At 68.6% G+C, this 12,916-nt stretch carries 9 protein-coding genes and 1 tRNA gene; 7 read left to right on the top strand and 3 right to left on the bottom strand.

All coding sequences use genetic code 11. The features are described from left to right. Window positions 1-311: 311 nt before the first annotated feature. Both VM685_RS13830 and VM685_RS13825 read left to right on the top strand, forming a co-directional pair. Window positions 312-2,483: a KAP family NTPase gene (locus tag VM685_RS13830; RefSeq protein WP_325460741.1), complete on the top strand. Its 2,172-nt coding sequence runs from the start codon at window positions 312-314 to the stop codon at window positions 2,481-2,483. Window positions 2,484-2,935: 452 nt separating this feature from the next. After that, a complete protein-coding gene (locus VM685_RS13825) occupies window positions 2,936-4,723 on the top strand; it encodes an SIR2 family protein (protein WP_325460740.1) in 1,788 nt (595 codons plus the stop codon). A 309-nt stretch (window positions 4,724-5,032) separates the two neighbouring features. Here the strand turns inward: VM685_RS13825 and VM685_RS13820 are convergent. Beyond that, a tRNA-Val gene (locus VM685_RS13820) sits at window positions 5,033-5,107 on the bottom strand. Between the two features lie 31 nt (window positions 5,108-5,138). After that, window positions 5,139-5,840 (bottom strand): HAD-IA family hydrolase, encoded by a 702-nt coding sequence (locus tag VM685_RS13815; protein WP_325460739.1) that lies wholly within the window; start codon window positions 5,838-5,840, stop codon window positions 5,139-5,141. A gap of 115 nt (window positions 5,841-5,955) precedes the next feature. Here VM685_RS13815 and glmU point away from each other — a divergent pair, with 115 nt between their 5' ends. From glmU to VM685_RS13790, 5 genes are read left to right on the top strand one after another with little or no spacing between them, the layout of a single operon-like run. Next, window positions 5,956-7,314, top strand: coding sequence for a bifunctional UDP-N-acetylglucosamine diphosphorylase/glucosamine-1-phosphate N-acetyltransferase GlmU (gene glmU, locus VM685_RS13810; protein WP_325460738.1), 1,359 nt, complete (start codon window positions 5,956-5,958; stop codon window positions 7,312-7,314). Further along, window positions 7,311-7,997, top strand: coding sequence for a ribose-5-phosphate isomerase RpiA (gene rpiA, locus VM685_RS13805; protein ID WP_325460737.1), 687 nt, complete (start codon window positions 7,311-7,313; stop codon window positions 7,995-7,997). The genes glmU and rpiA overlap by 4 nt, the downstream gene beginning before the upstream one ends. Window positions 7,998-8,010: 13 nt before the next feature. Further along, on the top strand, window positions 8,011-9,396 hold the full coding sequence (gor, locus tag VM685_RS13800; RefSeq protein WP_325460736.1) for a glutathione-disulfide reductase: 1,386 nt from the start codon (window positions 8,011-8,013) through the stop codon (window positions 9,394-9,396). 41 nt (window positions 9,397-9,437) lie between these two features. Then, window positions 9,438-10,634: an O-antigen ligase family protein gene (locus tag VM685_RS13795; protein WP_325460735.1), complete on the top strand. Its 1,197-nt coding sequence runs from the start codon at window positions 9,438-9,440 to the stop codon at window positions 10,632-10,634. A 59-nt stretch (window positions 10,635-10,693) separates the two neighbouring features. Further along, the gene (locus tag VM685_RS13790) at window positions 10,694-12,079 is read left to right on the top strand and encodes a class II 3-deoxy-7-phosphoheptulonate synthase (RefSeq protein ID WP_325460734.1); all 1,386 of its coding nucleotides are present in this window, start codon (window positions 10,694-10,696) and stop codon (window positions 12,077-12,079) included. Window positions 12,080-12,140: 61 nt separating this feature from the next. Here VM685_RS13790 and VM685_RS13785 read toward each other — a convergent pair whose 3' ends face one another. Further along, window positions 12,141-12,914 (bottom strand): SDR family NAD(P)-dependent oxidoreductase, encoded by a 774-nt coding sequence (locus tag VM685_RS13785; RefSeq protein ID WP_325460733.1) that lies wholly within the window; start codon window positions 12,912-12,914, stop codon window positions 12,141-12,143. Window positions 12,915-12,916 lie beyond the last annotated feature (2 nt).

Below are 12,916 nucleotides of genomic sequence, written 5' to 3'. Positions count from 1 at the left end.
GTAGGAGCCTTCCCGCGCGTAGAGCCGCTATCCGGATAGGCGTCATATGCGTCACGCGCGATCGTCATTGTGCTCGTTCACACATGCGGTGCATCGACCCCTCGTCGTACGTTTGTAAAATACAGAAGGGAGCCGGCACGCCTGGCAACCGTCAGGAACTGGGATCGGAACAACGCCGACAAACCATTGTATTATTGTGGGTTTCAGGAATTTTCGCTTCGTCCCACTTCGCCCCGGGCTGCATGGGAGGCGAGGCTCTAACCGTCTGCGGAAGCAACAAGCAAGCTCGTCGATCTCGGGATGCCGCGATCTTGACCACCAAGCGTTCCCCGCCATCATCACCTGCGCTGGGGGGGCATTCTATGACAAGCCTGGGGCAGGACCGTCCCGGCGAGCGTGCAGCCGATGATCTGCTGGATCGAGGGCCGTTCGTCGAAAGTCTCGTGCGCGCACTTGTGGTGGACGAGGTGGACCCACTCACGGGTCGCGTTGTAGCGCGCCGAGCTACGGGCGTGGTCGTCGGACTGACGGGCAAGTGGGGCTCCGGCAAGTCGATGATCTTGCACCTGCTCCGCGAACAATTGGACGGTATGGACCACGTCGCCGTGGCAACCTTCAACCCGTGGCTGTTCAAGGGCCGAGACGAACTCCTAGCCGCATTCTTCAACGAACTTCGCGACGCTCTGGGCCGAAGCCCCGAGGAGAAAGTCCGCGAGGCCATGACCGCGTTGGACAAGTATCGAGCCGCGATAACCGCCGGCGGTCAGGCCATAGCGTTCGCAGCGGACACTGTTTTTCCGGCGTGGGTGGGCAAGGGCATCCTCAAGGTCCTCGGGTGGATGAAGGTCATCACGCGGCCCAAGGATCTGTCCCCGCAAGAGGAGCGGCGCGCGCTGGAGAAGAAGCTCGGTGCCGCCAAGGTGGCCGTCGTCGTGCTGATCGACGAGCTTGACCGGGTCGACGACGATGAAGTCCGCGCTGTTGCGCAGTTGGTGAAGGCAGTCGGGGACATCCAAGGCGTGTCGTACCTCGTGGCCTACGACCCGAAGCGGGTAGCCACTGCTTTAGGTCGAGGCGACCCGGGTGCGGGGGAGGCTTACCTTGAGAAGATCATTCAGCATCCGATCCCGGTTCGACCGCTCTTCACGCATGACGTCGGGGTGCTTTTCCGACGCCTTCTCGAACATCATAGCATCCAACTTCCGCCGGACCTGTCCGAGGATGAACTTGCGGTCGTGGCCTGTGTGCAGAAAGCAATCGAGACGCCCCGCGACCTCAAGCGTCTTATCGGTGCCTACGCCGTCATCGCAGAGATGTTGCGCCAGGAAGTGAGCGCTGCCGACGTCCTGGGCTACTGCTGGTTGATGATCAAGGCACCCGCTCTCCGAGAGGCGATCGCCAACAACCTCGACGCCTTCGTGGATGACGCGACGAGCGAAACCGTGAGCCGCCGGGTGATCGACCGGATGGAGAAACGTGAGCCCAGCCTTGACGACGCGCTGGGCGGGCCGCCCGGAGCCCACGGCGAACTCCTCAAGCTTCTGTTCCCGCAGTTCAGGCCGCAGGAGCGAGAACACAACGGCCATCGTCTTTCCGTGCGGCGCAATTTGGTCCGGACGCTCTACCTCGGAGACGCGCCAGGCATCGCGACGCGTGAGACCTTGGAGAGGCTGTGGCGCGAACCGAACGTGGACGAGCTTACGCTCACGCTGGTGCGGGAACTCGCGAACGGGGAGTTGCCCGGCATCCTCGATAGACTGGATGACCTCCTGCCGAAGCTCCCAACGAGCGGCGACACGACCTTCTGGCCGGCCCTTGCCCGAGCGCTGGTGCGCGACCATGACTGGTACTTGCATGCGGAGCCGCACGCCGCTTACGCCGATGATGCTGTGACCCACCTGCTGCGGCTCGGGTGGAGGGACGCGAAGCAGGTGCCCCGCGTGAAGGACATCGTCGCGGCCTTGGACGCGGACGGTGACCTGGTGCTGGTACCAACCATCCTGCGGAAGCACCTATTCCGCTGGGGCCTCACCCATCACGAAAGGGGCGAGCGCGGAGAATTGTTCATCTTCGACCGCTCCGAGACGGAGAAGCTGCGGGACCAGACGAGACAACGCTTTAAGGCGGCCGTCCTTGACGGAACCCTTCTTCGACGCCTCCCTAACGGCGAAGCGATGTATTCTCTCGCCAATGCCGAACTCTGGGACGATGAGCTTCGCGACAGCCTGACGTCGCAGCTCGACAGCTATGAAGCTCGCGCCTCGCTCGCATCCCTAATCGTTCCACCCTCCCATTCAGCCGACCTCTCGACGCTCAACCGCCTGTTTGATGCCGAGGCGGTCCTCAGCCGAATGAAGGCGGCTGGCGAGGGCGCGAGCGCCAAGAACTCGACCTGGAGCGACGCTTGTCTTCGCCGACTTCGGCGGTCCTTGCAGGGGAAGGATAACATGTTCGACCACGGAGAAGATGACGAGGACTGCTGAACCGTGAGGCCCCGCACCACCACAGCCTCATTGATCTCCTTCCCATGGTCCAGGACGGCTGCCCGCATGATGCCGTAAAGGTCGTCCCTCAGGCGGGGACGCAGGCTGCCAAGGAAGATGAGCACATCACGCTGGCGGCTGTCTGGAAAAAGGGACCTGAGGAACCACATCGCTTCAGGCGAACTCAGCGGCGCGCCGCGGTCAAGCTTGTCGGCGCCAGCTAGAGCCACATGACGACTGTGGCCGCCGCTTCAGCGAGAAAGCTGAGATACGCCAGGCCGGGGACGTTGGTGAACACGAGGCGGGCAGGCAGGGTCTGCGCGGCGACGATGCCTGGCTACGGCTGGTATGTTCTCCGCATGTTCTTGTGTCAAACAGGTGGCGGGCCATGGTGACGCTCCCTACATGGGCAAGCCCGTACCTCGCGTTGCAACCCCCTCCGAGGAGCCCGCATGTCGTTGCTCGACGGTGACCGGCTGACCCAGCTCGCCTTCACCATCTTCCAGAACAAGGGCGTCTATGCGCTGCTCCTGGGCTCCGGGCTCTCCCGGGCCGCCGAAATCCCCACCGGCTGGGAAGTGACCCTTGACCTCGTGCGCCGGGTCGCCCTGGCGCAGGGCGTGGAAGATCAGGCCGATTGGGCGGACTGGTACCGCAAGAAGACGGGCGGCGAGCCCAGCTACTCCGATTTGCTCGCGGAGCTGGCCCTGTCGCCCGACGAGCGGCGCGCGATCCTGCACGGCTACATCGAGCCCTCCGACGAGGACCGCGAAGCCGGGCGTCGTACGCCGACCCGCGCCCACAAGGCCATCGCCGAGCTGGTCGCCGGTGGGTTCATTCGGGTCATCGTAACCACCAACTTCGACCGCCTGCTGGAGACGGCGTTGCGGGAGCGGGGCATCGAGCCGACCGTCGTGTCGTCCGTGGACGCCTTGGCAGGGGCGGAGCCGCTGTCCCACACCACCTGCTACATCCTGAAAGTCCACGGGGACTACAAGGACGCCCGCATCCTGAACACCGACGAGGAGCTGAGCGCCTACCCCGACGAGTACAACCAGCTCCTTGACCGCATCTTTGATGAGCATGGGCTCATCGTGGCGGGCTGGTCGGGGGCTTGGGACCATGCCCTCCGCGCCGCCATGCTGCGGGCGAAGAGCCGCCGCTACTCCACGTTCTGGTCCACCCTCGGCGACCTGGCCGACGGGGCCAAAGAGATCGTGGAGCATCGCCGCGGCGTGACCTTGCAGGTGGCCGACGCCGACAGCTTCTTCACCGGCTTGGCGGAACGGGTCGAAACCCTCCGCCAAACCGGCCGCCGCAACCCCCTCTCCATCGAGCTGATCGTCGCCAGCGCGAAGCGGTACCTGAGCAAGCCGGAGCACCGCATCCAGCTAGATGACCTAATCAGCGAAACGGCGGCGGACTGGATGGCCCGCGTCCCCAACTTCGACGGCAGCGGCTCCTTGGACGGGGCGGAATGGAAGCGCCGCGCGGGGCAACACGAGGCCGCAACGGAGGCGATAGCGAAGCTGGCGGCGGTTCTCGGGCGATGGGGCACGGACAGTGAGCTTCCCGCCGTCCTCGACCTCATCACCATGCAGGTGGCCCACGCGGACGACGTTGGCGGCGGCTACACCTCACTATTGGGGCTTCGATCCTATCCGGCCGTCATGGTCTTCACCGCCTACGCTCTGGGCCTGATCCGGGCGGAGCGGCTGGCGACGCTGCACAAGTTCCTTGTCGCCCCGCTGCGGCGCAGGGATGAACAAGGCGCACGCCGGATGGTGGACAACCTGCTGAACTATGCGTGGCGAGGAAACACGGACGACCTGTGGAAGCGCGTCGCGGGGTTCGAGAACCGCAAGACGGCGTTCTCCGACATGCAGTGCGACCTCTTCAAGGCGTGGCTGTCCCCGGTCCTGGGCTTCGTTCCGGATTTCGAGCTGCTGTACGAGCGGTTCGAAGTCTTGGGGGCTCTGGCCCACTTCGAACAGCACGACTTGAAGGAGCTGGAGGGGCAGATCGGCACCGCGGCTATGACCAACAACAACTGGGTCTGGACGCCGGTGGGACGCGTTTCGTGGGACCGCAATCGTTTGGTCAAGCTGCGCGAGGAGTTGGAGCCCGGTGCCGGTCAGCAGGCCCTCCTTGCGGCCGGGTTCGGGCGGAACAATTCGCGGTACCTCGACCTATTCGTGAAGAACCTCGATTGGATCAGTTCACGCCGGATGTTCATGTAGGGCGGGCAAGGCCATTCTGGCCCAAACCAAAATTTCCTGCGGAAGTGGGATATTAAATTGCCGCGCGCGCAGCGACCCCCTCCCCAGGGGTCGGGTCGGGTCGTGCCCCGAACGGCGGGGGTCCGCGGCCCGTCTTCACCAGGGACCTCAGGCCCCGCAGGTGGTCGCGACGAGGGGCCTTCTTTCCCGCGAGCTGGGCCGAGCGTCAGCACCGGCCGCCGGCCACTAAACCGCCGACGCGCCATTGATGGTTGCAATGATGGGTAGCGGGTGGTTCCTGCCGGATTTCTGAATGAAATCAAGAAGGGATGGTGGATGCGACAGGGATTGAACCTGTGACCCCCTCGGTGTGAACGAGGTGCTCTCCCGCTGAGCTACGCATCCGCCGGAAGGAGGGGGCGTATAGCGTGAGCCCTTACGCGCCGCAAGCGCCAAGGAGCCTCGCGCAGGCTTCCGGCAGCTCGTCGAAGTGGTCGATGAGGATGTCGGGGGCGAGCTCCCCCGCCGGGATCTCCGTGTAGCCGAAGCTGACCAGGATCAGGCCGGCCCCGGCGGCCCGCGCGGCGCCCGCGTCGGTGGCGGCGTCGCCCACGAGAATCGCCCGCTCCAGCCGTCCGCCGGCCGCCGCCACCGCGGCTTCCAGGTGGCGCGGGTCGGGCTTGGGCGCGGGCGCGGCGTCGGCCCCGGTCACCGCATCGAACAGGCGCGAGAGGTCGAGCGCGTCGAGCAGCGAGACCGAGAGGCCCGTGAGCTTGTTGGTGCAGACGCACAGGCGCGCACCCGCCGCCTTCATGGTCTCCAGGGCCTCCACCACGCCGGGGAACGGCCGGCTCTCGTCGGCGATGCGGCCGTGGTAGCGCACGACGAACCGCTCGAACAGCTCGGGCACGCGCTCCGCCGGCAGCGGCGCCTCGGCCGCCTGGAAGCCCCTCTCGATCAGCCAGCGGGCCCCGCAGCCGATGAACGGCCGGGCCTCGTCCATGGGCAGCGGCCGGACGCCTTCCTCCTCGAGCAGCAGGTTGAGCGTGCCGATCAGGTCCGGGGCGGTGTCCACCAGGGTGCCGTCGAGGTCGAAGGCGATCACGGCGCCGGCGAGCGGGGATAGGGTGTCGGTCAAACGCAGGGGCTCCCGGGAACGGCGGCGGACGCTAGCCGCTTCTCGCGCCTGGCCACAAGGCTTGCTAAGGCTCGCCGCAGGAAGCGCCTGACTCGGACTTGGGAGACGCCCGCAGATGACCGCCCGCGCCGCCGTGATCCTCGCCGCAGGGCAGGGCACGCGCATGAAGTCGCCGATCCCCAAGGTGCTGCACAAGGTCGGCGGCCGCAGCCACCTGGACCGGATGATCGACACCGTCCAGGCCGCCGGCTGCGAGCGCATCGTCGTCGTCGTCGGGACCCACAGCCCCGCGGTCCGCCAGCTGGTCGAGAAGCGCCTGGGCGCGGAGGCCGTGGCCGTCCAGACCGAGCCGCTCGGCACCGCCCACGCCGTGGTGGCCGCCAGGGACAACCTCGCCGACTTCAACGGCGATGTGCTGATCACCTACGCCGATGCGCCCCTGCTCACAGCCCAGGACCTGGAGCCTCTGTTCGGCCTGCGCGCCAATGGCGTCGACCTGGCCATGCTGACCTTCGAGCCGGCCGACCCGCTGCTCTACGGCCGGGTGATCAAGGGCGCAGACGGCCACGTCATCCGCATCGTCGAGGCCCGCGACGCGACGCCCGAGGAGAAGGCCGTGCGCTGCTGCAACGCCGGCATGATGGCCGCCGACCGCGCGCGGCTGTTCGGCTGGCTCTCCAAGGTCGGCAACGCCAACGCCAAGGGCGAGTACTACCTGACCGACATCGTCGGCATCGCCACCCAGGAGCACGCCCTGGTGCGAAGCCATTCGGCGTCCGAATCGGCGGTGATGGGCTGCGACACCCCGGCCCAGCTCGCCCAGGCCGAGGCCATCTTCCAGCAACGCCAGCGCGCCCACTTTCTGGCCGAAGGCGTCACCATGCTCGCGCCGGACACCGTGCACTTCGCCTGGGACACCCATCTCGCTCCCGGCGCCGTGGTCGAGCAGTTCGTGGTCTTCGCGCAGGGCGTGACCGTGGAGCAGGGGGCGGTGATCCGCGCCTTCAGCCACCTGGAGGGCTGTGTCGTCCGCGCCGGTGCGCTGGTCGGGCCCTATGCGCGGCTGCGGCCCGGGGCGGACATTGGACCGGACGCCCACATCGGAAACTTCGTCGAGGTGAAGAACGTCAAGGTCGGCCAGGGCGCCAAGGCCAACCATCTGAGCTATCTGGGCGACGGCTCGGTGGGCGCCGGCGCGAACATCGGCGCAGGCACCATCTTCTGCAACTACGACGGCTTCTTCAAATACGAGACGCACGTGGGGGAGGGCGCCTTCATCGGATCCAACACCGCCCTCGTGGCGCCGGTGAGGGTCGGCCCCGGCGGCATGACGGGCTCGGGCTCGGTGATCACCCAGGACGTCCCGGGCGACGCGCTCGCCCTCGAGCGCGGCGGCCAGACCAACCGGCCGGGGTGGGCCGCGGAGTTCCGCGCCCGCAAGGCGGCGGAAAAGGCGGCGAAGGGGAAGACATGAGCGAGGCGGACGCACAGAAGAAGGCCGCCGGCGAGGCCGCCGCGGCCCTGGTCGAGAGCGGCATGGTCGTGGGCCTGGGCACCGGCTCCACCGCCGCCTGCTTCGTCCGCGCACTGGGCGAGCGGAAGCTGGACGTCACCTGCGTGGCCACCTCGCTCGCCACCGAGGAGCTGGCGACAAGCGTCGGTCTGAAGGTCGCCCAGCTCGGGGAGACGCGCGAGATCGACCTCACCGTCGACGGCGCGGACGAGGTCGGCCCCGGTCTCGCGCTCATCAAGGGCGGCGGCGCGGCCCTGCTGCGCGAGAAGCTCGTGTGGGAGGCCTCGCGCCGCTGCGTCGTCATCGCCGACGCCGCCAAGGTGGTGAAGACCCTGGGCAGGTTCCCCCTGCCCATCGAGGTGGTGGCGTTCGGGCACAAGACCATCGCGGCCCGGATCTGCGATGTCCTCGCCGAGTTCGAGATCGGCATGGCCCCGCGCCTGCGGGTCAAGGACGGCCAGCCCGTGAGAACCGACGGCGGCAACCTTATCTATGACGCAGCCTGCGGGCGGATCGAGGAGCCGGCGTCGCTGGCCGCGGCGCTGAAGAGCATCACCGGGGTCGTCGACCATGGCCTGTTCCTCGACCTGGCCGAGCAGGCCCTGATCGGCGCGCCGGACGGCGTGACGACGCTGGAGCCGTAAGAAGGAGCGCCCCTTGGCGAAATACGACTACGACCTCTTCGTGATCGGGGCCGGATCCGGCGGCGTGCGCGCCGCCCGGCTCGCGGCCCTGTCCGGCGCCAAGGTGGCGGTGGCCGAGGAGCACCGCGTCGGCGGCACCTGCGTGATCCGCGGCTGCGTGCCCAAGAAGTTCATGGTCTACGCCTCGGAGTTCGCCCACCACTTCAAGACGGCCGAGGGCTACGGCTGGACGGTGGAGGGCGCGCGCTTCGACTGGCCGGCCTTCATCGCCGAGAAGGACAAGGAGATCGCCCGGCTCTCCGGCATCTACGTCCGCAACCTGCAGAACGCCGGCGCCGAGCTGGTCCACAGCCGGGTGACGGTCGTCGACGCCCACACCGTCGAGAGCCCCGAGAAGGGCCGCGCCACCGCCGAGCGCATCCTGATCGCCACGGGCGGCCGGCCCTGGATGCCAAAGGACCTGCCGGGGGTGGAGCACGCCATCACCTCCAACGAGGCCTTCCACCTGCCGACCCTGCCCAGGAGCATCGTCATCGCCGGCGGCGGCTACATCGCCATCGAGTTCGCCGGCATCTTCAACGGCCTGGGGGTGGACACCACCATCGTCCACCGCGGGCCCAACCTGCTGCGCGGCTTCGACGACGACGTCCGCGCCCACGTGGCCGAGGAGATGGAGAAGCGCGGGATCAAGGTGATCCTGGGCGCCCAGCACAGGTCCATCGAGAAGCTGGGCGAGGGCCGCTTCGTCAGCCAGTTCACCAACGGCCACCACTGCGAGAGCGAGGTGGTCATGTTCGCCCTCGGCCGCGAGCCATACACGCAGGGCCTCGGCCTCGAGAACGCCGGCGTGAAGCTCTCCGACAACGGCGCCGTCGTGGTCGACGCGTACTCGAAGACCAATGTGGATTCGATCTGGGCCGTCGGCGACGTCACCGACCGGATCAACCTGACGCCGGTGGCGATCCGCGAGGGTCACGCCTTCGCCGATACGGAGTTCTACGGCCGGCCCACGACCTTCGACCACGAGATGGTGGCGTCCGCCGTCTTCTCCCAGCCGCCGATCGGCTCGGTGGGCCTGTCGGAGGCCGACGCCCGGCACAAGTACGGCAAGGTGGACATCTACCTGACCCGCTTCCGGCCGATGAAGTACGCCTTCACCGGCGCCGACGAGCGCTGTCTGATGAAGCTGGTGGTGGACGCCGCCACCGACCGCGTTGTGGGTTGTCACATCGTGGGCCCCGACGGCCCGGAAATGATCCAGATGGCCGCCATCGCCATGAAGATGGGCTCGACCAAGGCCCAGTGGGACGCCACCTGCGCCGTCCACCCGACGCTGGCCGAGGAACTGGTCACCCTGCGTGAGAAGTACGTGCCGCCGGGCCTGGGCCAGGCCGCATGATCGGGCTTCGGGGCTCCGCACGGAGCCCCCGGGGTCCGGCTGTGGGCGAGGGGGGCAGGCTGGAGAGGTGGTGCGGCTGGGTGCTGGTCGGCGTGGCCGTGCTCGTCCCGCTGCTCGCCTGGCTGGCCCAGCTCGGCTTCGCGCCCCTGATGGCGCTCGCGGGCCTGCTGATGCTGCCGGCGCTCCGCCTGAGCCGGGACGACCGGCCGGTGCTCATCGTGCTGCTGGTCGCGCTCGCCTGGGCCGCGGTCTCCTCGACCTGGAGCCCGCACGTCCCGAAGAATCCGGAAGACTCCACGGCCCTCAAGCTCGGCCTGCAACTCCCCCTCTACTGGAGCGCCATCTGCGGCGCACGGCGGGCGAGCCCCGGCTTGCGTAACCTGGCTCTGCAGATCCTTGCCTGGGGCCTGGCCGCGCTCGGCCTTATGCTGATCTTCGAGGCCGTCACCGGCGGCGCCATCTACCAGGCCCTGCACGGCCGCTTCATCGAGCCGATCCGGCCGGACCTCGCCGGCCGGAACCTCGGCCGGGCGACCTTCGTGCTGGCGCTCCTGTGGCCGCTGGCGACCGTCGGGGCGATGCGGGGCGGCGCCCCGGGCTGGCTCGCCGCCCCCATGGCGGTCGGCACGGTCGTGGGCGCCATCGCCTTCAACGCCGACGCCCCGGCCATAGCCGTGGCCCTGGCCGCCGTCGTGGGCCTCGCCGTGCTGCGCTGGCCGGCCGACGCGCCCCGGGCGCTGGGCAGCCTGGCGGCGGTGCTGTTCATCGTCATGCCGGCCGTGGTCCTGGCCGGCCGGGCGGCGGCCCAGGCGCTTTCGATCGCGCCCGGCCTGCCGCTCTCCTGGGCCATGCGGCTGGGCTACTGGAGCCACGCCGCCGACTGGATCGGCGACCACCCCCTGCGCGGTTGGGGACTGGAGGCCAGCCGCGCGTTCGGACCGGGCATTGTGCTCCACCCGCACAACAGTCCCCTGCAGGTGTGGCTGGAACTCGGTGCGGCGGGCGCGCTGCTGGCTGCGGCGGTCTGGTGGCTGGCGCTCAGCCGGCTGACCCGCGACAAGCCGGACCTGATCGCCGCCGCCGCGGCGGCCTCGGCCATGATCTACCTGCTGTTCGGCGCGGTGAACTTCGGCGTCTGGCAGGAGTGGTGGCTGGCGGCCGCCGCGCTCTGCGTCGCGCTGGCCGGTGCGATAAAAGGGCAAAACGTCCTTCGCCCATCGACCCGAGACCCTATTTAAGGGTAGAACCCGCCCCTTCCGCTCCCTCGGGGGGAGCGATATCGCTCAAGTACGAAGTCATGACCGAACACTGGACGCCCGCCTCCTGGAGATCGAAGCCGGCCAAGCACATGCCGACGGACTATCCCGACCTCGCCGAGGTCGCGAAGGTCGAGCAGACGCTCCGGGGCATGCCGCCGCTGGTGTTCGCCGGCGAGGCGCGCCGGCTGAAGAGCCTGCTGGCCGACGTCTCGGAAGGCCGCGCCTTCCTGCTGCAGGGCGGTGACTGCGCCGAGAGCTTCAAGGAGTTCCACGCCGACAACATCCGCGACACCTTCCGCCTGATCCTGCAGATGGCGGTGGTGCTGACCTTCGCCGGCGGCAAGCCCGTGGTGAAGGTCGGCCGGATGGCGGGCCAGTTCGCCAAACCGCGCTCGGCGCCCATCGAGACCCAGAACGGCGTCACCTTGCCGTCCTATCGGGGCGACAACATCAATGCGATGGAGTTCACGCCGGAGGGGCGGACGCCCGATCCGCAGCGCCTGATCCAGGCCTACTCCCAGTCGGCGGCGACCCTGAACCTGCTGCGCGCCTTCGCCGGCGGCGGCTACGCCGACCTGCACAACATCCACCGCTGGACCCTGGGCTTCGTCTCCGACAGCCCGCAGGGCGCCCGCTACCGTGAGCTGGCCGACAAGATCAGCGACAGCCTGGCCTTCATGCAGGCCATCGGCGTCACGCCGGAGAGCCACGCCAGCCTGCATCAGGTGGAGTTCTTCACCAGCCACGAGGCCCTGCTGCTGGGCTACGAGGAGGCGATGACCCGCGTCGATAGCACCTCGGGCCAGTGGTACGACACCTCGGCCCACCTGGTGTGGATCGGCGAGCGCACCCGCGAGCTGGACGGCGCTCACGTGGAGTTCTTCCGCGGCATCAAGAACCCGATCGGCGTGAAGTGCGGCCCGACCATGGAGGGCGACGACCTCCTGCGCCTGGCCGACGTGCTGAACCCGCAGAACGAGCCGGGCCGGCTCACCCTCTACGGACGTTTCGGCTCCGACAAGATCGAGGACCGGCTGCCCCGCCTGCTGCGCGCCACCAAGGCGGCCGGCCGCAGCGTGGTCTGGGCGATCGACCCGATGCACGGCAATACGCTCACCGCCGCCAACGGCTACAAGACCCGGCCGTTCGACCGCATCCTCTCCGAGGTGAAGAGCTTCGTGGAGATCTGCCGGGCCGAGGGCGTGCACCCGGGCGGCGTCCACCTGGAGATGACCGGCCAGAACGTCACCGAGTGCCTGGGCGGCGCCCGCGCGCTGGCCGAGACAGACCTGGCGGACCGCTACCACACGCACTGCGACCCGCGCCTGAACGGCGAGCAGGCGCTGGAACTGGCCTTCCTGGTGGCCGAGAAGCTGAAGGAAGACCGCGTCGACGAGCAGCGCCGGGCCGTCGCCGGCGGCTAGGCGTCGATCGCTCCGGTGGCTGACGGACGAGGAGCAGCCAAGCTCCAGCCTGAAAGCTCGCCTAGCGCGTCTGGCCGCCGTCCACCGGCACGATAGCCCCGGTCATGAAGCTCGACAGCGGGCTCAGCAGGAAGGCCGCGACCGCGCCGATCTCCTCCGGCCGGCCGAACCGCCTGAGCGGGACCTCGCGGTTGATCCAGCGGGTCCAGGCCTCCCCGCGGGGACCTTGCGAGCGCTCCTCCCACTCGCCGCCCGGGAAGATGATGTTGCCGGGCGCGATGGCGTTGACCCGGACGTTGCTGGGGCCGGCGATCCGCGCCAGCTCCTTGGTCAGGTGGTTCACGCCCGCCTTGGCCGTGCCGTAGGTCAGCGGTGTCCCCAGCGCGCCCAGGCCCGCGATCGAGCTGATCAGCAGGACCGAGCCCTCGCCCCTGGGCGTCATCCGTCGCAGCGCCGCGCGCGAGAGCCGCCAGGCGGAATCCAGGTTCTGGGTGAAGCCCGCGTCCCAGGTCTCGTCGTCCACCTCCAGCCCGGGCGGGCAGGGGTGCAGGCCGACGTTGGCCACGGCGCCGAAGATCGGGCCGAAGGAATCCTCGGCGCGCGCGACGGCGTCCTCGATGACCTGGGTCTGGCGCATGTCGCCTGCGATGGCGAGCAGCCGGTCGTCGCCGTGGTCGCCTGCCAGCCGCGCCCGCGTCGCCTCCAGCGCCTCGGCGCCCCGGGCGGTGATCACCAGCCGCGCGCCCTCGGCCAGGCAGGCCTCGACGATTCCCAGGCCGATGCCGCGGCTCGCCCCAGCCACGAAGATCACCTTGCCGTCCAGTCCAAGCTGCATCG

The organism is Phenylobacterium sp. (genome assembly GCF_035539035.1).
Classification (GTDB): Bacteria; Pseudomonadota; Alphaproteobacteria; order Caulobacterales; family Caulobacteraceae; genus Phenylobacterium.
The sequence above is the reverse complement of the archived record's forward strand: the minus strand, read 5'-3'. Positions and strand labels throughout refer to the sequence as shown.